This is a genomic window from Saprospira grandis DSM 2844 (assembly GCF_000275825.1).
In the GTDB taxonomy this organism is placed as follows: domain Bacteria; phylum Bacteroidota; class Bacteroidia; order Chitinophagales; family Saprospiraceae; genus Saprospira; species Saprospira grandis_A.
The window spans coordinates 2,706,190-2,725,785 of record NZ_JH719942.1 but is presented as its reverse complement, the minus strand read 5'-3'; the positions used below and the strand labels follow the sequence as shown (position 1 = coordinate 2,725,785).

The following is a 19,596-nucleotide window of genomic DNA, read 5'->3' as shown; positions in this document are numbered from 1 at the left end:
GGGAGAAGAGCATTTTGCTCTTCTCCCTTTACAGTATAAACAGGCCCAATTAAGCCGCCTCTTCTCGGTTTCCTCTTTTGTAAAACAAAAAGTAATAGGCCAATAATAAGCTCAGCGGTACGGCCAAAGTCCATAGCCACAATACCCAATTGCTGCCCGACTGCAAGGGCTGCGTTTGGCCCAATTGCACAAAAGCCGCCCAAAAAGCCGGATGAGCAGACCAGCCCTTGCTGTTGTCTAAATAGGTTATTTTGGCCTGCTGCAAAGCCATGGCTTTTGTCATACCCGACTGCAAGTTCCTGTAGTAGGCCTCCATAATATAAGCCGTGCTCTGATCATTCACCTGCCACAAACTCATTAGCAAAGAGGGGGTGCCCGCATAACGAAATGCCCGAGCCAAAGATAAACTCCCCTCGCCTGTTTGCAATTTCCCCTCGCCAGTCTGACAAGCCGAAAGCACCACCAACTCGGCCCCTAAATCTAGTTCCGCAATTTCATGCGCCTGCAATAAACCATCCTCTTCCGAGTTGGCACTAAAGGCCATGGCCGACAACATAGGGTTATTGTCATTGAGCAAACCATGCATGGCCAAATGCAAAATCCGATAGTTTTTGGCGCCCTGCTTAAATTCACTTTCTTTGGCCCCCTCACTATAGTCGCCCCCCATCAGCTGGGCCAGTTTTTTAGCCTCCAAATCTGCAGAAGGTAGGGAAGAAAAGCTACTGCCCTCATAGTTGGCCGCCATAGACCAAAATAACTTTTGAGCAGAAGAACGATAGGCCTGCTCGGCCTGTACCCACAACTCTGCCGAATAACTATAACTAATGGGGTAATTGCGGAGCAAATAAGACAGCTGCTCAAAGTCCGCCCCTTTTTGGTCCATCAAAAGCACCTCAAAGGGCAATAAGGCAAAACTTCCCTCATTGATAAAGATTAACTCCTGCCCCTGAGCAGGCATCTCTTTAGGAAACAAAAACTGATAAAGCGCATGGGCCCGCTCCTTAAAGTCGGCAATGTCTTGCTGCTTCAAGCTATTATAATTACTTAGCATTTTGCGCAAAGCCATAATCTGTTGGTCCAAACTATCTTGCATGATTGGCAAGCGGACCAAAGAAAGCCGCTGCTGGCTCAACTCCATCCGATATGCCGCCGAATCTGACTGCAAAAAGATGAACATGCTTCTTTTGGGGCCCAATACATTTTGTATGGCCTCTACCGAAATGCTAGCCTCGCTATAATTGAGCTGATGATAGTCGGGAAATTGTTCTCTCAGCTCATCCTGAAATTGGCTGTAGGCGATCTGCGCCTGATTATACGCTTTTTGAGCAGCGTCTTCCTCCGCTCTATCGGCCTCTAATAGGGCCAGTTTAGCGGCTTTTTGCGCCTGCCGCAAGTCTTCTTCTTTTTTGGCCCAATCTGCAGGGAGCTGCAGCAGACTGAGCTGCTCATTTTTGCGCAGCTTGCTGCGCAAAAGGGCCGCTAGGCCTTCTTCAGCAAAATATAGCCCTTGCTGAAAAGGTTGGGCCGACTTCTTCTTGGCATAGGCCGCTGCCGCCGCCCTTAGGCCCAAATCGGCCCATTGCCCCTTATAGTCTAGGGCCGTATAAAGATCATTTTCATCCTCAAAGCGCAATAAATAGCGATTTTGCATAGCCATGGCCGTTTGTGCAATAAGTAATTGCCCTTGGGGATCTTGGCCCGCCAAAACATCATAATAGGCCCAAAGGGCATCCCAAACCGGGACTTCAGAAATATAATCGGCATTCAAGATGGCTGCTTTCCAGTTTTCATCTAGTTCTTCGCTTAAGTTCGGGAGTTGGCAGTTTTCTTTTAGACAACGGCGAACATAGGTTAGGGCCTTATCTCTTTGGCCCAATTCCATCTCTAGATAAGAGAGGTTGTAGAGAATAGAAAAATAGAAAGAATAAGGATTAGACTTCTCATAGGCCAAGCTGTCACTTTCTAGGGCCAAAAGGAAATATTTGCGGGTGTTTTCCACATCCTTTTTGCCCTGATAGGCCCGTCCTAAATTTAAGTAATATAAGGGCAAACTATGATAAGGGTCTTTGCGAAACTTCATAATATCAATGGCCTCTTGGTAATTTTTAATGGCCTTATCCCATTTTTCCTGATCATAATAAACCAAGGAAATATTATTGAGTCCAATAGAACGATTAAAACTCTTGGGTTCGCCTCTTCGGAGTTCTCGCTCGAGGTATTCCTTATAATAGAGCTCTGCCGAAAGGAGGTCGTCCATTTGGTGGTGCACACCAGCTAAACCATCTAAAATGGTTAAATAGGGGGCGGAGGCCGTTCCATTGGGTTGGCTAGCCACCAAACTGCGGGCCTCAAAATAGAGCTGCTTAGCTTTTTGGTACTCAAATAGGCAGGCATATACGCCTGCTAAGCTGATGACAATACCTTGATAAACTGCGGGCTGCTCTTCAGGCTTGACGGTTTCTAGCAGACGGAGATACTCCTGCTCTGCCTCCTTACAGTTGCCACTAAAGTATAGGGCTTGGGCCAGGCTATCCACTGCAGGGGCTTTTTGGGCCGAGAGCGGAGCCGATAGGCCAAAGCAAAACAAGAGGGCTAGAGCCAGCTGGCCTAGCGATGCGGAGCGGGTGCCGCGGAGCGGCAGACCGAGCAAAAAGCGCGCAGCGCTTTTTTGTGAAGGGCCGAGCAGACCTGCGAGCCCCGTAGCGTAGCGCAGCAAGCGCAGCGCAGCTGAGGCCCCTAAACTAAAAAAATAGGCGGATGGAGATTTTCTATACATAAAAATGATGTCACTAAAAGGGTTTAAATAATAAGGCCCAAGGGAAGGCCATCAAAAATGCTTATCTTGGCATTAAGGTAATGCCCTAAAAGCTTAGAAGTTATTATTTTTTACATACAACTACTTACTTATGTTAAAACAATTTTTATTCACCTTTCTGCTGCTATTTTCGGCCTTTAGCCTATTTGCGCAAACCACAGACTTGGGTATGCCCAAAAGCTGGAACCAAAAGATAACGGCTTTGCAGGCTGCGCCTGTATATAATATGCCTGCTTTTGATTTAGAAGAGCAGCAGAGAATTGACGCCATCAATGAGGCCGAGAAAATTGGTCCTTGGCGCTTTGGTTATGAGTTTGCCGTAAATTATGGCCTAGAACAAGGAGGAGTTTGGACCAGCTTGCCCAATGGCGACCGCATTTGGCGCATGGCTTTCCGCTCTGAGGGTGCCCTGAGCATGAACCTCATCTTTGACGATTATTTGCTGCCTGAAGGGGCTCATGTGCAGCTCTATAGCCTAGATCGCAAAGCCCGCCTAGGGGCCTATACCGCCAAAAACAACCATCCCGACCGTATGCTAGGGACTAGCCTGCTCCAAGGAGAGTCTATTGTGATTGAATACTTTGAGCCAGCGGCTGTAGCTGGAGAAGGAAAACTGCATATTGGTACCCTAGTGCATGGCTACCGCGATGTTCGTCCCTATGCAGAAGAATTGATTAAGGCGCTTAATAGTTCAGGCGATTGTAATATCGACGTAAACTGCCCCTTGGGCAACAACTGGCGCAACCAAATCAACTCGGTGGGCATCATGATGACTGGCGGTTCTGGCTTCTGTACTGGGGCCCTCATCAATAACACCGCTCAGGATGGTACGCCTTATTTCTTGACCGCCAACCACTGTATGAGTGGTAGCCCCGCTACTTGGGTGTTCCGCTTCAATTGGGAAAGCCCCAATGCCGTTTGTGCGCAAGCGCAGAACAGTACCGACCCCGGCGCTCCTTACAATGAGGTGAATGGCGCTACCCTTAGAGCTAGCGATGCAGGAACCGATTTTGCCCTGCTAGAATTGACCGCCCTGCCCACCGCCCCCTATTATTTGGCCGGTTGGGACCGCAGTAGCACGGCTGCAAATGGCGCGATCTGCGTGCACCACCCTAGCGGAGATGTAAAGAAAATTTCTAAGGAAAACCAAAGCCTAAGCACATCTACCTTTAGCGGTGCCGATACTTGGCAGGTGGCCAACTGGGATGAAGGCACAACCGAACCGGGTTCTTCTGGCTCTCCCCTATTCAACCTCAACGGACTGATTATTGGCCAACTTTATGGTGGTAGTGCCGCCTGCTCTGGTCTTGTCAATAACGGCTCTGCGGATTATTATGGCCGCTTTGATATCTCTTGGGATGGCGCCGGCGCTAGCAGCAGCCGCCTCAAAGATTGGTTGGACCCCAACAATAGCGACCCACAAACCCTAACGGGCTTTGGCCCCGGCGCTACTGGCCCTGTAGCCAATGATGCTGGCCTAAATACCGACCCTGCCATCACGGGCGTTATCTGTGGCGCAAGCAGCATTAACCCCAGCATCGAGATTTATAATGGCGGGAGCAGTACACTTACTTCTGCCACTATTCTCTACAATATAAATGGCGGGAGCAATCAGGCATATAGCTGGAGCGGCAACCTAGCTAGCAATAGCAGCGAAACGGTTAGTCTTTCTAGCCTTAACATTAGCGCCGCTGGTCCACAAACCTTTAGCGCTACCGTAACGGTCCCCAATGGCCAAGTAGATTCTAATAGCGTCAATGATGTGATCAGCGCCGACTTCTACGCCATTACGCAGCCTGTTAGCTTTCAGCTAGATCTCAAAACAGATTGCTATGCCTCTGAAACGTCTTGGGAAGTACGCGATGCCAATGGCATCTTGCTCTACAGCAAAGATAGTTATACGGGCAACAGCCCTACGCTCCACAGTGAACAACTCTGTCTACAAGAAAATGATTGCTACGATTTTACCATCTTTGACAGCTATGGCGATGGCATAGAAGGTACGCTCTATAACTGTGCAGAAGATGGCGATTATCATATTATTTCTCCTGCAAATGATACGGTAGTCAATATGGCTTCTGCCGCTTTTGGGAGCAGCAGCACAGATAATTTCTGCGCCTCTTTGGCCTCTTCGGTCCAGGAAGTTAGCCTCTTGCGCAACCTACAGCTCTACCCCAACCCCAGCAAAGGGCAACTACAGCTAGAGCTGAGCCTAGAAGCCGCTCAGGATGTCCGCCTAGCGCTATACAATAGCTTGGGCCAAATGGTTTGGCAGCAAAACTATGGCGAACTCATCGAGCAAAATATCCAACTCGACTTTAGCCAGTTTGCCGCCGGCGCTTACTACCTCCAAATCCAATTGCCTACTGAGCAGTTGGGCCAAAAAATTATCCTACAAGACTAATTGTCTAGGGTAGTTTCCTTTTTTCCCCTTCTGTAGTTGCTGCAGAAGGGGATTTTTTTTGGGGCCTCCCGCCTGCGGCGGGCGCTACGTTTCAGGGCTCGCAGGTCTGCTCGGCCCTTCGCCAGCTTCGCTGGCTCGGTCTGGCCTGACGGCCACCCTTGCACATCGCTAGGCCGTTTGGCCTACGGCCATGGCGGCTGCGCCGCCTGCTATATGGGCCTGTAGGTTGAAACCTACAGCCAGACAACAGTTGATATTGCTTCGCAATGGTTTATGAATGAGGGTTAAAACCCTTATGATTTTAACTTTTAGGGCCTTTAAAACCACAAAATTGCCCCTTTTACATAGCTAGTTAGCTCCCAGGCTGAAGCCCATGGTTGTGGGGCTATGCAAAGAGCGGGCTTGCTGCTAGGGCTTGGGTTCATTTTCTTGTTTCCTGAATAGCCTCAGGAGTAGAAAAGCGAACAAGGACTTTAGTCCGTCAGTTCGCTCAGTCAATAACCCTGGGCTTCAGCCCAGGGCTATAAGTATTAACAGAAATCTACCTCATCAATACCTTTTTGCCCTATTCTGCAGATGCAAAACACCCCATCAAAACCTTTACGCCCTATTTGACAGAGATCAAATACCCCATCAAAACTTTTTTGCCCTATTCTGCAGATGCAAAACACCCCATCAAAACTTTTTTGCCCTATTCTGCAGATGCAGAACACCCCATCAAAACCTTTTTGCCCTATTCTGCAGATGCAAAACACCCCATCAATACCTTTTTGCCCTATTCTGCAGATGCAGAACGGCATCTTAGATCTAGGGCCAAACAAAAAGGGCTGTCGGCGATGCCGACAGCCCTTTTTGTGGATAGCGAGAAAGGCTTAGGCCTCTTCGGCTAGGCGTTCTGCGATGCGAACGATGAGTTGAGTAGCGAGCACCATAGACTCTAGGGCGACATACTCATAGCGGCCATGGAAATTCATTCCGCCGGCAAAAATATTGGGGCAAGGCAGGCCCATATAAGAAAGGCGAGAGCCATCGGTACCGCCGCGGATAGGTTTAATCAGGGGGGTAATATTGAGGTCCTTCATAGCGGCCTCGGCCAAATCTACAATATGCATAAGGGGTTCAATTTTCTCGCGCATATTATAATACTGGTCCTTCATTTCGAGGCTCAGGCAATTGTTATGCTTTTGGTTAAAGTCGGCCACCTTTTGCTCAAAGAACTGCTTACGGTCCTCAAACTTTTGGCGGTCATGATCTCTAACAATATAGAGCATTTCGGCTTGGTCTACAGAAGCCTTCATATTATTGAGGTGATAAAAGCCCTCATAATCTTCGGTATGTTCTGGAGTTTCCTCTAGGGGGAGGCTTAGTATAAACTGTGCGGCTAGGTAGTGAGAGTTGACCATTTTGCCTTTAGCGTAGCCGGGGTGTACGCTTTTGCCTTGGACGGTCACCTTAGCGTAGGCGGCATTAAAGTTTTCGTATTCTAGTTCGCCTACTTCAGAGCCATCCATAGTATAGGCCCAATCGGCGGCAAACTTCTCCACATCAAAGAGGTCGGCGCCACGGCCTACTTCTTCATCTGGGGTAAAGCAGATACGGATTTTCCCGTGTTCGATTTCGGGATGTTGGATGAGGTAATCCATGGCCGACATAATTTCGGTTACTCCGGCCTTATCATCGGCAGAGAGGAGGGTATTTCCGCTAGTAGTAATTAGGGTTTGGCCCTTATACTTGAGCATTTCGGGAAACTCTTTGGGAGAGAGGAAGATGCCTGCTTCTTCGTCTAGGGCGAGGCTTTGGCCTTGATAATTGGGCCATACTTTGGGTCGGACATCATCCGAGATAAAATCGGGAGAGCTGTCAATATGGGCCACAAAGCCGATTGTGGGGATATTTTTTTGGCTATTGCTGGGGAGAGTAGCCATGAGGTAGCAGTGTTCGTCTAGATCTACCTCTTGCATGCCCATATTTTTTAGTTCGGCCTCGAGGGTTTTGGCCATATCCCATTGTTTTTCGGTACTGGGAATTTTGTCTACGCCAAACTCTGACATAGAATCGATTTTCACATAGCGCAGAAAGCGCTCTAAGATTTGCTCTTTCATTATTTTAATTTAGATAAGGTATACATTAGGAAGGCGGCTGAGGGGCTAGATGCCCTTCAGCCGCCTTATGGCCTAGCGATGTGGAGGGGTTGCCGTAGGCCAGACCGAGCAGGCGAAGCCTGCGAAGGGCCGAGCGAACAGCGAGCCCTGGAACGTAGCGCCCGCCGTAGGCGGGAGGCCCCAAAAAAGGTTATGCAAAAATATCAGCTTGGCCTAGGAAGGCGTCGAGGGTATCTATTTTATCGATCACGATGCGGCCGCGTTCATCTCTTTTGACGGTAGCGGCTTCTACGGATTTGGCGTGTTCGAAGACCAGGATCCATTCTTCGGCTAGGGCACGTTCTAGGAAGTAGGCCTTTTCGATGAGTGTTTGTTCTGGGCGCATATCGTAGGCCATAACATAGGGGATTCGGATATGGCTGGGAGAAGGAATGAGGTCGGCGCAATAGACCACTTTTTTGCCATTGACCATGAGGTAGGGCAGGATCATGCCGTTGGTATGGCCATAGGCGAAGAGGAGGTTAAAATTGCTAAACCAGCGGGTTTGTGCGTCGTAGGGGCCGGCTTCGATAAACTTAAGTTGGTTTGAAGACTCTAGGGGCAACAGGTTATCGAGCAAGAAAGAGGCTTGTTCTCTGGGGTTGGGCATAGTGGCCTCCTCCCATTGTTTATCGCTGCACCAATAGGTGGCATTAGGGAAGCTGAGTGTAGGCTTGCCATCTACATCATGTTTGACGGCGCCGCCGACATGGTCGAAATGCAAATGCGTGAGGAGGACATCGGTAATATCGTAGGGGGTTAGGCCGTGCATAGCGAGCGAGCTATAGAGTGAGGCTTGGCCATGCAATTTGAAGTGAGAGAAAAACTTCTCGGATTGTTTGGTTCCGATGCCGGTATCGATAAGGATATTTCGGCCATGTTCGGTTTGGACCAGGAGGCATCGCATAGCCCAGGTACAGAGATTATCTTCATCTGGTTCTTCTAGGCGTTGCCAAAGTGTTTTGGGCACCACGCCAAACATGGCGCCGCCATCTAATTTAAAAAAGCCCGTATCGATTACACGGACAGTCATTTTTAAGCTCATGAGAATATTTGTTTATAGTCCAAAGGAGAATCCAATTTTCTTTTCGGTGCTACTCAGGTTTTTGCGCAATTCGGCCATTTGGATAGCGGTTACTGCGGATTCTACGCCCTTATTGCCATGTTTTCCGCCGGCTCTATCGAGTGCTTGTTGCATACTATTGGGGGTAAGCACTCCAAAGATGAAGGGTTTGGCTGAGGCGATAGAGAGTTGTTGTAGGGCCATGGCTACTGACTGGTTAATGTACTCATTGTGGGAGGTTTCTCCTTTGATCACGCAACCGATACAGATGACGGCATCTACTTTTTTATTTTGGGCGAGAAGGCGGGCGGCAGTGGGCAGTTCAAAAGTGCCGGGCACCCAAAGCGAGTGGATTTGCTCTTTAGAGCAGCCATGCTCGAGTAGTGTATTTTTGCAGCCCTCATAAAGGGCGTTTGTAATATCTTGGTTCCAGGCGGCGGTTACAATACCGAAGCTAAAATTCTGGGCCGAGGGGATTTCCTCGGGGCGGTAGTCGGATAGATTTTTATCTGCACTGCTCATATACAAAAAATTTAATATTTAGGGGAAAAGATACAAAAACTAGGGGAAGAAACCAGTCTTTTTTCGGGAAATCCCTTTAGTGGGGGAAACAGTGGTATAGAGAGATTGTTTTGGGGGTTGTTAGTGATTACTATAAAAACAGAGGCTACCGACAGATTGTCGGCAGCCTCTGTATATGGCAATAGCTTAGTGCGATTAAGCTTGCATTTTTTGGTAGACGAGGTCTGTATTTTCTCCGGTAAAGAAGGGGCCTACATGTTGGGCGGTCAGGTAGATGGCCTTCAGTTGTAGGGCTCGGTCGTCTTGGCTATCGAGTTTGCGGTAGGCGATAGCATTTTTGAGGCTTTGTTGCATAATGGCTACTTCTTTTTCGGTAGCGGTTCGTTTTTCCTTCTTCATAAAGTAGGCTTCGGCTAATTCTTGGGCCAAAGACTTTTTGTTCTTTTTGACGGCTAGGGCTAATTTGGCCATTTCTTTGGCTTGGCCTTCTAGTTGTTGGAAGGCGGAGTTAAAGCCGGCTTGCACTTTTTTGTGTGCGCCATTATAATCCTTTTTAAAGGTTTGGAAAGCGGCTTGAGCGGCTTTAAGTTGTTTGATGGCTTTATTTCCGGCTTTGCCAACTTTAAACTTGGGCAGCACTTCTTTTTTTACCTGTAGGAACTCTTCTTTGAGTTGGAGCAGGCTTTCTTTGAGGGTTTTTCCTTGTTTCTCTAGGGTCTCCTTAGCTTTTTGCATTTTGGCGGCGGTGGCGCTGGCTACGGCTACGGCTTCTCCTGCTCCAATATTTTCGCTTAGTTTTGGGCTAAGCTTTACTTTTTTGAAGAGGGCCTTTTCGGCAATTTTGATATGTTTGGCGGTCAGTTTACCGTCATTGAGTTCGAAGTGGAAATTTTGCAAACCTCCTTCTGTGGCACCAAAAGAGACTTTACCTTTACTAAAATCTTTATTGGGGCGTTTTTTCGCTTCTGTTTTATAGAACTTGCCCCAGCTACTACCTAGTGTTCCGACAACGATAAAGGGGATTTTTTTCCCTTTTAGGTCGGCAAATTCAAATTCGCTGAGCATGAGGTATTCGGTTTGTTCTCCTTGGGGGAAGCCGGCTTTCATGCGTTTGAGTTCCTTATAGAAGAATTTGCGATAATCGGCAAACTTGAGGCCTTGGAGGATTTCTGGTTGTAATTTCGGTTTCATAAGCGTGTATAGTCAATTAGGGTAATTGTACTTTTTTTTGGACCATTGAATATAGTGGCTTTTTGCGGCTTTTACAATTTGTGGCCGACTATTTTGGTGCAGATAGCCCTTGGTCTAACAAAAGTCTTTCTATTTTAGTGTTGGTTATTGGGGTCTTCAAACATCTTTTTCAGGCTAGGTTTATTGACCTTTCCCATAGTATTTCGGGGAAGTTCTTGGAGGAGTAAGAAGCGGCGCACCAGCTTATAGGCGGGTAATTTTTGGCGCAGCCATTCGTTGAGCAGAGGTTCTAGGGTTTCTGCATCTTGGGTATTAGGGATAACGGCGGCGGCTACAATTTCGCCCCATTCGATATTCTCTAGGCCTAGGACGGCACAATCTTTTACGAGGGGGTGTTCCCTCATAATTTCCTCTAACTCTAGGGCAGAGATTTTATATCCTCCAGACTTAATAATATCGATAGATTTTCGGCCCATAATGCGGTAGCTCCCCTTTTCTAGGATAGCAATATCGCCAGTTTGGAACCAGCCATCTTGGGTAAAGGAGTTGGCGGTATATTCTGGGCGATTCCAGTACTCTTTAAAGACCGTTGGGCCTTTCACTTGAATTTCTCCGGCCTCATTTTCTTTGGTAATGGCTTTTCCTTGTTCTTCATCCCAGAGGCGAAGTTCTACGCCAGGCAGGGGTTGGCCTACATGGCCGGGCACGCGGCTTTGTTGGTTATAGGGATTAGAGAGCGCCATACCGATTTCGGTCATGCCATAGCGTTCCAGTAGGCGGTGGTCTGAAATCGTTTGCCATTCTTTGAGTACTTGTACGGGCAGGGCGGCTGATCCAGAGACCATCAGGCGAAAATTGGCCAAGACCGAGCTAATATGTTTTTGTTGGTACTTATGTAGCTCTTTATAGGTATTTATCAGCTTATAATAAATAGTAGGGACTGCCATAAAGACATTCACTCTGCCGGCTTCTAGAGTAGAAAAGACCTTACGTTCCTCAAACTCTTCATGGAACGTACAGCAGGCGCCCACCCAAAGGGGGCAAGCTAGGGCATTAATAAGCCCATGCACATGATGTAAAGGGAGGATATTGAGGATATGATCTGTTTTTTGCCACTCCCAAGCTTGGACCTGTGCTTCTATTTGGGCCTGAATAATTTCGTGCGTACTGAGTACGCCTTTGGGGCGGGAGCTGGTTCCGCTAGTATAGATAATTAATGCATTTCGTTTTGGGGAAATGATGGGCAAGTTACATTCTTTCAGGTCGTTGAGTAATTCCTCAATAGTAAAGACTTGAATATTGAGTCGGTCTTCTAGGCCCTCCAATTGTTTTTTATGGCTGCGGTCTACCACTAATATTTCGGCCCCGGTGTCTTCCAGTAAAAACTCGACAGCGGGTAGGGGGTAAGACAAATGAATGGGGACTGCTACCCCACCGGCTCGCCAGATGGCCCATTGAGAGGCCACAAAATAAATACTTGGGCTAATCATAAAAGCGACTCTAGCCCCGGCTAGATCTGCTCGACCATTGAGTAAGTAGGCTGCCAAAGAAGCCGAAGCTTGCAAAAGGTAATGATAAGTATAAGAGCCATTTTCGTCGGTAATGGCTTTACGGTTGCGATGCTTTTCGGCTTGTTGGACAAAAGGTAGCTGGATCATCTGAATATCTAGAGTTGTTAACAATTTGGCAATATAGGAAAAGGGGGAAAAAGCGCTAGAGCGGCTATTTTTGGCCTAGATCCCCGTAAACTGCCCCCAAAAATAAAATTCCAAGACTGAAAAATCTTATTTTCCATGCCTGTATTCCAAGTTAAGCATTTTTTTTATGCTTTGATTCTATTTAGCCTTTGGGCTTGTCGGCCTGAGGGGGCTAGTTCTCTAATAGAGCAAGGCGGCAATAGCCCCCAGCCATCAGGGCTTAAGTTATATAAAATTACGGGTTCAAAAACCTTGGGGGCGGTTTTAATGCCAGCCTTATTAGAGGCTTATTTGCGCCAGAAAGGCGTTCAGGCTTTAGAGAAGTCAAAATTATCTGGGGCCTATCTTTACCGTTGGGAGCAAGATGGGAAGAAGCTGCGTTTAGAGTTGTTGCCCAAGGGTTCTCAGGCGGGTTTTATGGCCTTAGCGGCGGGTCAGGCGCAAATGGCTATGGCATCTAAGGAAATTGAGGACAGTTTGTTGGCCCAGCTTCCGGCCTTAAAGGAGGAGCAGCGGTTACTTTTGGCCTATGATGCCTTGCGGGTTTTGGTCCATAAAGAAAAGGCAGAGATCAAGCAACTGACTAAGTTGCAGTTAGGCAAAATATTTCGGGGGGAGGTTCGAGATTGGGCAGAAATAGACCCGCGGTTTTCTGGTCCGATACGGCTTTATTTGCGCAATGAGCAATCGGGTTCCTTTCATTTTGTGCAGCGGATATTGGGAGAGTTGGGGGCGGTCCATAAGCAGCAAGAGAACTTTGATTACCTTTTGCAGGACTTGGCCAACGACCCCAACGGCTTGGCCTTTGCGCCCTATGAGTTGCCTGCGGGCCTAAGTGTTTCTACAGTAGCGGTAGCGGGACGAAAGGCCAATTTGCAAGATCTGCAGTATCTTTTTAGGCGGCCCCTCTACTTATATTTAGATACCTTGGCCCTTAAAGATCCATTTTGGTTAGACTTTATGGCCTTTTGTCAATCAGAAGCGGGGCAAAAAATTGTGGCACAATCGGGTTTTGCGAGTTTGGCCCCTTCTTTATAGGCTTGGGCAGGCGGCGAAGCCGCCTGCAAAGGGCCGTAGGCCCGCGGCTGAGGGATGGATAAGGGGGGCCCGCAGGGCCAGACCAAAGCGCTTTAGCGCTGCAGGGCCGAGCAGACCTGCGAGCCCTGACACAGCCCGACCTGAACGAAGTGAAGGGCAGCCCCAGAACCTAGTCTTTAGTTTCTGCTAACAAATAGCAATAAAAAAAGGCATATAAGTTAGCTCCGATGGTGGGAAAGAGTGTATTTTCTGTGAGGAAGGAGATGGCAATCAGGCCAATAAAAAAGCGAAAAAGGGCTGGGCTATTGGAGAAAAAGGGGCCTGCAAAGAACAAAATAAAGCAGCTTAGCCCTAAGATTCCGCTTGCAGCCAAGATGGTAATATACTGGCTATGTGGATACATCGGACGTTGTTTAGGATATCGTTGTTTATAGATTTTTTCTTGTTGGTCTTTTAGGTCGCCTAGGCCCACTCCTAATAGGGGTTGATTGCCCCAAACTTCTAGACCAATAGCTAGAGAAAGCATTCGTTGTGTATCCGAGTAGTTTTCGATAACGCCTAGCTGGTAGAGGCGAATATTTTCTTGGCTAAGGTGAACCTTTTTTCTAAAAGAGGGTAGCGTTTTATAGGCGATAAAGGGAAGTAAAATTAGGCAACCATAGCCAATGAGCATTTGTAAGTACCTTTTTTTTTGGATAGCTTGATAGCTTAGGTAGATACAAAAGCAAAGGTAAAAAGCCAAGAGCCCTGAGCGGACGCCCATAATATGTAAGCTAAGGAGAAGAAAAAGGCTAAGAATAGCCCAAAGGGCTGGCCAGCGGCCATGTTTCCAGATAAATAGTTGTCCAGAAAGAAAACAGCCCCAGCAAATGAGCAAACTAAAGCGCACATGATCATGGGCGGGGTTGGGCATGCCTTTACTTCTTTGCAAAGCATATTGTATACTTTCAAAGTGGATCATGTAATTAAACAAAACCCCTAAGCTAGCTAAGCTAATTAGGAGCACAAAAACGCCCAGTAGCCATCGCCATTGTTTTTGGGGTAGAGTTGGCAAAAAAGCAAAACAAATCGGCAGACTAAGGAGGGGGAGCATCACCCTTAGGCGAATCCCGAGTTCTTCCCAATTTGTAGAATAAGTTGCTGTAGCAGCTAGCAATAAAAAGAGTAGGCTAGGCGAGAACAACAGCCAGCGTTGCCGAAGCTGTTTCCAGTTTTCTTTATTAAAGAGATAAGGCAATGCTGCTAGTCCAAAAGCAGCCGAGGAAATAGCGATTAGTGCTTTAGAGGCAATCAGGCCAATAAACATAAGCAGGCAGGCCAAAAAAGGCAAGCCCTTTTGGACAATAGAAAAGAAAGAACGAAATCGCATTATATCTTATTTAATCCAACCTAAAACGAGCGTACTTAATCGTAGCGCCTTTGCCTCGGTGCAATTGCTCGTAATAGGTAGTAATTCCCCAATTTGGATCTTGTTCGGCCAAGCTATAAATATCATCATGGGCAAACTCTAGGGGAAGGCCTTGCGCCTCAATTTGCTCTAGGGTAAACTCATAAAGCAGAGGCGAATCGGTTTTAAGATGGATTTTGCCGCCTTTCTTTAAAATATTTCGGTAGCGCGACAAAAAGAGGGGCGATGTCAGGCGCTTTCTAGGCTTTTTGGCTTGGGGGTCGGCAAAGGTAATCCAGATTTCGTCTACCTCTTCAGATGCAAAAAAGGACTCGATAAAATCAATTTGGGCACGGAGAAAAAAGACATTACCTAGGCCTTGTTCCAAGGCTTTTTTGGCGCCGGTCCAAATGCGGTTTCCCTTGAGGTCCAGCCCCATAAAGTTGCTATCGGGATACATTTGGCCAAGGCCTAGACTATACTCTCCTTTTCCGCAGGCTAGCTCGAGCACCAAAGGTTTATCTTGGCCCAATTGCGCTTTCCATTGGCCGCGCATATCCTGCTTTTGGCCATTGGGCAATTCAATAATTGGCGAATTAACGCCAAAGTTTAAATAAACATTGGGCAGCTCGTGTAGCTCTGCAAATTTCTGTAATTTCTTATTCCGTCCCATCAAAAACTTATAACATATAATATAAAATAAGGCCCGCCAAAAGGCTCCAACTCAGTGAAATCATCATCATTCGGATCCCCTCAGACCTAGCTTGGGGCGCAAAATTAAGAACTTTTCGCCCATTGGGTAATAATCGCTGATCAGAATAATAATGGTAGCCCCAAAAAAAGCCCAATGGCCCCAAAAGAATAGCCGTCAAATAACCATCTCGGCGCTCTTTGGAGGTCAACGCTCTGGGCTGCCGCAACTGAATCATCCGATGTTGCCGCATCAGCTCTACCTCCTCTTCCGTAATCTCATGGCCCCGCTCATTGAGCAAATAACGAGCAGCCACCACATCCAACGCCTGCCAATCTTCAGGCTGCTCCAAAATTTTCATCAGCTCCTCATCGCCATATTTCCGCAAATGATAATCGGCCTGCTTATAAATGCTTTGCGTCTTGGCCTGCTCTCGCAAAAGTGCCTGCGTGCGCTCAAAATCAAGCAAACGCAAATAGACATAAAAAACACTCTCTTTCAAGGCTGGCGCCCGAGCATAATCCTCTCCAGGATCTTGCTGCTTTTCCCAAATTTTATAGGGAATCTTTTGATCATCCAAAAATGCACAGAGATCATCAAACATCTGCCGATAATCAAATTCTGCAAAAATCTCATAACGCTGCCCTTCTTCTTGCTCCTTTTGTAGCAAAAAAGACAAACTTTTAGCGGTATCCGCAGGCAATACTAATTGCCCATCTTTATAATCATAGGGCAAACTATACTCTTCTAAGAGTAAGACCTTAGCCAACTCTTCAGGGGAATAAACAGGAGGATTTTTCATTTAGTTTTAGTTTTATGTTTTTGGGGCTGCCCCTCGCCTATCGGCTCGGGTCGGGCTGTTTCGCAGCTCGCTATTCGCTCGGCCCTGCGCAAAATTTCGCTGCGCTCATTTTGCTGGGTCTGCGGCTTTGCCGCCCTGCTGCCCATCCCTCAGCCGGCTCGCTTCGCTCACCTCTAGATGGATAAAAAGGGCCCAAAAGTTAGGAAAAACAAGCAAAATTAACTATAATATATAGCTCTTCTTTTTAGAAGATGCAAAAAACGCTGAAAAGGAACAAAGAGAGCCAATTTTTTTTAGTACTTTTGAAGCATCAAGCCGAGAAATTTCTCCCAAAGAGAAAAAATTCTCTATTCATTTTTTTCATTAAATTATTAGTTGTTTGGCTAGAAGAATTAACAGAAACCGAGGAAGATATAGTCGGAGAGAGACACCTGGATCTGAGTACAGAACCAATGATAATATTCGCGTACCAGAAATTCGCTTGGTAGGTGATAACTTTGATGAAATCAGTAAAATAGCTGGCAAAGAGGTAGAAAGTGGTACCGTTATTAAAACGCGAATTGCTGCCTCTTGGGCCAATAAATTGGAATTGGACCTCGTAGAAATTTCGCCCAAGGGTAAACCCCCTGTTTGCAAAATTATCGACCTGAAAAAATTCCTCTACGAACGCAAAAAACGCGAAAAAGAACTCAAAGCCAAACAGGTGAAGGTGGTCATTAAGGAAATTCGCTTTGGCCCCAATACCGATGATCACGATTTTGAGTTTAAGCTTAAGCATGCCAAGAGCTTTCTAGAAGATGGCGCCAAGGTAAAGGCTTATGTGCAGTTTAAAGGCCGTTCTATTGTCTTTAAGGACCGTGGACGTACCCTGCTCAAGCGCTTTGTTGCAGAACTAACAGAATTGAGCGTAACGGATTATCCCCCTAAAATGGAGGACCGCCGTATGCATGTTACTCTTAGCCCCAAAAAATCGGCTAAATCAAACTAGTTGGCTAGCCCAGTTGCTTTGATGCAATCTGCTAGCTAAAAAGGCTGTCTCTCAACAGACAGCCTTTTTTTGCTTTGTTTCTTAACGAACTCACTTATGTTTAGCAATAAAAATAAAGAACGTGCTGCCCGAACAGCCGCCGTCTCTCATAACAGCCTCGTCCGAGACGCTATCGTAAAAGGAAATGTGCAATCTGTTATTGATATCCGTGTAGATGGACGCATAGAGGGCGATCTGCGCTGCAAAGCCAAAGTGGTTTTGGGCCAAACTTCTGTCATCAAAGGCAATATTCATTGCCAAAATGCCATCATTGAAGGCAAAGTCTTAGGAAATGTCTATTGCCAACAATTATTGGATGTTCGAAAATCGGCCAAAATTCAAGGCGATTTAGAAACCACTAAACTGGCCGTAGAAGATGGCGCACAAATGAATGGAGCCTGCAAAATGAACTTGCAACATGGGCCACAATCCAAAAAATAAAAAAGGCCAAGCCTTTAGAAAAAACAAAAAAGCCCTAGAGGGCTATATGAAGTACTCTGGTATGGGCGTGCAAATGGCCTTGGTGATTGCTGCAGGCTCCTTTGCTGGCCTATACCTAGATAAATACCTCGATAGCAAACCCCTATTTGTGGTGTTGGGCTCTCTAGGCTCCGTTTTTTTGGCCCTCTACCTATTTATTCGCCAACTCTTGGCCGAAAGTCCCCCAAAAGACCAGGAAGAAGAGTAATCATGCAATTATCTCAATTTTATTCTAGCCTTTTAGGCGTTTCGGCCTTTGTTGCCGCTAGCCTTTTGGGCCTGCAATGGTTTTGGCCCCGCTTTGCGAACTATGGCGGCCTCGCCTGGGCCAGCTACCTTTTTTTTGTGCTCTTTAGCTGGCTCTGCTTCTTTTGGGCCCGTCAGGCTAGCCAAAGTCCCGACCAATTGCAGTTTAGCCGAGTCTTTATGATGCAAACTAGCATCAAAATGCTGCTCAGCCTTTCGCTGGTCTTGGCCTATTTTTATACCTTTAAACCAGCCGACCAGCTTTTTGTATTGCCCTTCTTTTGGGTATACTTCTGCTTTACGCTTTTTGAAATTTACTTTTTGACTCAGCTCGGAAAAGCATAGTGCTATGTACCAAATTAAACATCAATCTAAAGAAGATTTTCTAGAATTGGATCCCAAAGACTTCAACTGGGACCTGGTCCAACTAGAAGATCAGGCTTTCCATATTCTCTACCAAAACCGATCTTATACCGCTAGAGTAATCGCTGCCGATTATCAAAGCAAAAGTTTTGAAATCCGTATCGGACAAAATACCTACTGCCTCAGTGCTAAAGATCGCTTCGATCTTTTGGCCGAACGCCTCGGCTTTGAAAAAGTAGGAGCCGCTAAGGTCAATGATATTAAAGCCCCTATGCCCGGCTTGCTGCTCGACCTGATGGTGGAAGTTGGCCAAGAAGTGAAAAAAGATGAGGCGGTCCTCATCCTTGAAGCCATGAAAATGGAAAATGTGATTAAAGCCCCAGCCGATGCCATTATTAAAGCCATTAAGGTAGATAAAGGCGCAGCAGTAGAGAAAAATCAAGTCCTTATTGAACTTGATCCGCTATAGGCCTAAGGTCCATAATAATACAAAAGCAGGAAAAATGATTGACTTCATTTTTCCTGCTTTTTTTTGCTCCAAACTCTTGCGTTCTAGAGGAGCGCAGCGACTGGGAAAAAAAGCAATTTATTTTTTTTGCGTTTATAATTAAAAGTTACTACTTTTAAGTAAACACAAAAACAAAACGATGAAAGCATTAGCCATTTTTCTCTTATCCAGTTTATTTTTTGGCCATCTAAATCTATTACAGATGAAGCAGCGAGAACTTTTTTTGGCAAAGCAGCAGCAGTATCAAGAAGATACAGCCCTTTATGAAGAAACCTTGGCCCAATATCAAGAACTCTATGCGCTTTATCAGGAGCTTCCTGCAGAGGATCCCGATCGCCCTACAATTAAGCTGGCCTTGCTCAAGACCAAAGAGGGCCTAAAGGCCTTTAAGCCGCAGCTCAAAATGGAAAAGGCCAATTTGGAGCAGCTATTTTTGGCCCTTAAGGAAGAAGATATTCCCAAAACTGATTTTTTGGTAAAATTTGCCCAGAATGCTCTAGATTTAGCTGATAAAGCAAAAAGTCTAAAAAGCAATATTCAAAAAGACAAATGGCTAAGAACAAATGCTCTCAATCATTTGTATATCAGCTTTTCTCAAGGTAAAAAACTCAAAGTTTGCCGTCTGATTGCGGCAGATATTAAGGCTTTAGTAGAGCAGGCAGACAACAAGCCGCCCAGTATATTTTTAGAAGAATTGGCCCAAATTTTTGAGCGTTATGATACGGTAGAAAAGATTAAGAAGTATAGAGCTAAATCCCGCTTTATTGAGTCTAGCATTGCTCCTTATGTCCTTTCCCCAAACCAACTAGAACCCATTTTGGACCAAGCCCTGGCCAAAGATGACTTTTTGACGGAGGAGGAGTTGAAGGAGAAGTTGGCCAAAGAGGAACAACAAGCAAAAGAAGAAGAGGAATATTTAGCCCAGGTTAAACTAGAATTTGATAGTACTTTGTCGCTGGCCGATTTTATTTGGCAAAAGGCAGAGCTTTTAGACAGCTTAAATAGCTTAGCTAAAGCTAGCCAAAGTCCTATGGCTAAAGCACTAATTGAGGATTTAATTGCACAGCTATCGGGAGCTCAACTAGGGCTCATTCAACTCAATACTATTGAGGATTGCTTTGCTCAAAGTTTAGCTAAGGTCAAAGTAGATAACTCACTTAGAACAGCAGAAAAAGAGTTAGGATATGCATTTACCTTCTATCAATTTCAAGAAGAAATCAA

At 46.3% G+C, this 19,596-nt stretch carries 17 protein-coding genes and 1 pseudogene; 9 read left to right on the top strand and 9 right to left on the bottom strand.

The features are described 5' to 3' along the window. Window positions 1–49: 49 nt before the first annotated feature. Window positions 50–2,536 carry a CHAT domain-containing protein gene (locus SAPGRDRAFT_RS19885; RefSeq protein WP_172635359.1) on the bottom strand — a complete coding sequence of 829 codons (2,487 nt, stop codon included), beginning with the start codon at window positions 2,534–2,536 and terminating at the stop codon, window positions 50–52. A gap of 370 nt (window positions 2,537–2,906) precedes the next feature. On the opposite strand from SAPGRDRAFT_RS19885, the gene SAPGRDRAFT_RS12495 reads away from it, so the two are divergent. After that, entirely contained in the window at window positions 2,907–5,219 is a 2,313-nt protein-coding gene (locus tag SAPGRDRAFT_RS12495; RefSeq protein WP_002659584.1) for a T9SS type A sorting domain-containing protein, read from the top strand. A gap of 560 nt (window positions 5,220–5,779) precedes the next feature. Further along, window positions 5,780–6,109 carry a hypothetical protein gene (locus SAPGRDRAFT_RS12490; protein WP_002659583.1) on the top strand — a complete coding sequence of 110 codons (330 nt, stop codon included), beginning with the start codon at window positions 5,780–5,782 and terminating at the stop codon, window positions 6,107–6,109. Here SAPGRDRAFT_RS12490 and pepT read toward each other — a convergent pair. The 5 genes from pepT to SAPGRDRAFT_RS12465 all read right to left on the bottom strand — a co-directional run bounded on the left by pepT (window position 6,092) and on the right by SAPGRDRAFT_RS12465 (window position 11,818). Beyond that, window positions 6,092–7,321: a peptidase T gene (gene pepT / locus SAPGRDRAFT_RS12485; RefSeq protein WP_002659582.1), complete on the bottom strand. Its 1,230-nt coding sequence runs from the start codon at window positions 7,319–7,321 to the stop codon at window positions 6,092–6,094. The two genes, SAPGRDRAFT_RS12490 and pepT, sit on opposite strands and share 18 nt — an antisense overlap. A gap of 190 nt (window positions 7,322–7,511) precedes the next feature. Then, window positions 7,512–8,405 carry an MBL fold metallo-hydrolase gene (locus SAPGRDRAFT_RS12480; protein ID WP_002659581.1) on the bottom strand — a complete coding sequence of 298 codons (894 nt, stop codon included), beginning with the start codon at window positions 8,403–8,405 and terminating at the stop codon, window positions 7,512–7,514. 12 nt (window positions 8,406–8,417) lie between these two features. Further along, window positions 8,418–8,945, bottom strand: coding sequence for a 6,7-dimethyl-8-ribityllumazine synthase (gene ribH, locus SAPGRDRAFT_RS12475; RefSeq protein ID WP_002659580.1), 528 nt, complete (start codon window positions 8,943–8,945; stop codon window positions 8,418–8,420). Between the two features lie 195 nt (window positions 8,946–9,140). Then, window positions 9,141–10,136 (bottom strand): hypothetical protein, encoded by a 996-nt coding sequence (locus tag SAPGRDRAFT_RS12470; RefSeq protein ID WP_002659579.1) that lies wholly within the window; start codon window positions 10,134–10,136, stop codon window positions 9,141–9,143. Between the two features lie 134 nt (window positions 10,137–10,270). Further along, window positions 10,271–11,818, bottom strand: coding sequence for an acyl-CoA synthetase (locus SAPGRDRAFT_RS12465; RefSeq protein ID WP_253271322.1), 1,548 nt, complete (start codon window positions 11,816–11,818; stop codon window positions 10,271–10,273). A gap of 111 nt (window positions 11,819–11,929) precedes the next feature. On the opposite strand from SAPGRDRAFT_RS12465, the gene SAPGRDRAFT_RS12460 reads away from it, so the two are divergent. Then, window positions 11,930–12,871: a substrate-binding domain-containing protein gene (locus SAPGRDRAFT_RS12460; RefSeq protein WP_002659577.1), complete on the top strand. Its 942-nt coding sequence runs from the start codon at window positions 11,930–11,932 to the stop codon at window positions 12,869–12,871. Between the two features lie 169 nt (window positions 12,872–13,040). Here the strand turns inward: SAPGRDRAFT_RS12460 and SAPGRDRAFT_RS12455 are convergent, their stop codons facing one another. Genes SAPGRDRAFT_RS12455 through SAPGRDRAFT_RS12445 form a run of 3 tightly spaced genes read right to left on the bottom strand, consistent with a single transcriptional unit; the run spans window position 13,041 to window position 15,751 of the window. Continuing rightward, a complete protein-coding gene (locus SAPGRDRAFT_RS12455) occupies window positions 13,041–14,240 on the bottom strand; it encodes an O-antigen ligase family protein (RefSeq protein ID WP_002659576.1) in 1,200 nt (399 codons plus the stop codon). Between the two features lie 10 nt (window positions 14,241–14,250). Next, window positions 14,251–14,931, bottom strand: a complete 681-nt coding sequence (trmB, locus tag SAPGRDRAFT_RS12450; protein ID WP_002659575.1) for a tRNA (guanosine(46)-N7)-methyltransferase TrmB — start codon at window positions 14,929–14,931, stop codon at window positions 14,251–14,253. A gap of 7 nt (window positions 14,932–14,938) precedes the next feature. Then, entirely contained in the window at window positions 14,939–15,751 is an 813-nt protein-coding gene (locus tag SAPGRDRAFT_RS12445) for a hypothetical protein (protein WP_002659574.1), read from the bottom strand. Between the two features lie 379 nt (window positions 15,752–16,130). Between SAPGRDRAFT_RS12445 and infC the strand changes: the two genes are divergently transcribed. The 6 genes and pseudogenes from infC to SAPGRDRAFT_RS12410 form a co-directional block, all read left to right on the top strand. Further along, window positions 16,131–16,739 carry a translation initiation factor IF-3 gene (infC, locus tag SAPGRDRAFT_RS12435; RefSeq protein ID WP_002659573.1) on the top strand — a complete coding sequence of 203 codons (609 nt, stop codon included), beginning with the start codon at window positions 16,131–16,133 and terminating at the stop codon, window positions 16,737–16,739. A 96-nt stretch (window positions 16,740–16,835) separates the two neighbouring features. After that, window positions 16,836–17,219, top strand: a complete 384-nt coding sequence (locus SAPGRDRAFT_RS12430; RefSeq protein ID WP_002659572.1) for a bactofilin family protein — start codon at window positions 16,836–16,838, stop codon at window positions 17,217–17,219. Next, window positions 17,197–17,466: an AtpZ/AtpI family protein gene (locus tag SAPGRDRAFT_RS12425; RefSeq protein WP_002659571.1), complete on the top strand. Its 270-nt coding sequence runs from the start codon at window positions 17,197–17,199 to the stop codon at window positions 17,464–17,466. The genes SAPGRDRAFT_RS12430 and SAPGRDRAFT_RS12425 overlap by 23 nt, the downstream gene beginning before the upstream one ends. A gap of 2 nt (window positions 17,467–17,468) precedes the next feature. After that, window positions 17,469–17,849: a hypothetical protein gene (locus SAPGRDRAFT_RS12420; RefSeq protein ID WP_002659570.1), complete on the top strand. Its 381-nt coding sequence runs from the start codon at window positions 17,469–17,471 to the stop codon at window positions 17,847–17,849. Window positions 17,850–17,853: 4 nt separating this feature from the next. Then, a complete protein-coding gene (locus SAPGRDRAFT_RS12415) occupies window positions 17,854–18,336 on the top strand; it encodes an acetyl-CoA carboxylase biotin carboxyl carrier protein subunit (RefSeq protein ID WP_002659569.1) in 483 nt (160 codons plus the stop codon). Window positions 18,337–18,514: 178 nt separating this feature from the next. Next, window positions 18,515–19,596 (top strand): annotated as a pseudogene (locus tag SAPGRDRAFT_RS12410) (hypothetical protein); the annotation flags it as partial.

Coding starts and splice junctions, on each gene's coding strand:
- SAPGRDRAFT_RS12495 (WP_002659584.1), top strand. CDS start 2,907: ATGTTAAAACAATTTTTATTCACCTTTCTGCTGCTATTTTCGGCCTTT.
- pepT (WP_002659582.1), bottom strand. CDS start 7,321: ATGAAAGAGCAAATCTTAGAGCGCTTTCTGCGCTATGTGAAAATCGAT.
- SAPGRDRAFT_RS12480 (WP_002659581.1), bottom strand. CDS start 8,405: ATGAGCTTAAAAATGACTGTCCGTGTAATCGATACGGGCTTTTTTAAA.
- ribH (WP_002659580.1), bottom strand. CDS start 8,945: ATGAGCAGTGCAGATAAAAATCTATCCGACTACCGCCCCGAGGAAATC.
- SAPGRDRAFT_RS12470 (WP_002659579.1), bottom strand. CDS start 10,136: ATGAAACCGAAATTACAACCAGAAATCCTCCAAGGCCTCAAGTTTGCC.
- SAPGRDRAFT_RS12460 (WP_002659577.1), top strand. CDS start 11,930: ATGCCTGTATTCCAAGTTAAGCATTTTTTTTATGCTTTGATTCTATTT.
- SAPGRDRAFT_RS12455 (WP_002659576.1), bottom strand. CDS start 14,240: ATGCGATTTCGTTCTTTCTTTTCTATTGTCCAAAAGGGCTTGCCTTTT.
- trmB (WP_002659575.1), bottom strand. CDS start 14,931: ATGGGACGGAATAAGAAATTACAGAAATTTGCAGAGCTACACGAGCTG.
- SAPGRDRAFT_RS12445 (WP_002659574.1), bottom strand. CDS start 15,751: ATGAAAAATCCTCCTGTTTATTCCCCTGAAGAGTTGGCTAAGGTCTTA.
- SAPGRDRAFT_RS12430 (WP_002659572.1), top strand. CDS start 16,836: ATGTTTAGCAATAAAAATAAAGAACGTGCTGCCCGAACAGCCGCCGTC.
- SAPGRDRAFT_RS12425 (WP_002659571.1), top strand. CDS start 17,197: ATGGGCCACAATCCAAAAAATAAAAAAGGCCAAGCCTTTAGAAAAAAC.
- SAPGRDRAFT_RS12420 (WP_002659570.1), top strand. CDS start 17,469: ATGCAATTATCTCAATTTTATTCTAGCCTTTTAGGCGTTTCGGCCTTT.
- SAPGRDRAFT_RS12415 (WP_002659569.1), top strand. CDS start 17,854: ATGTACCAAATTAAACATCAATCTAAAGAAGATTTTCTAGAATTGGAT.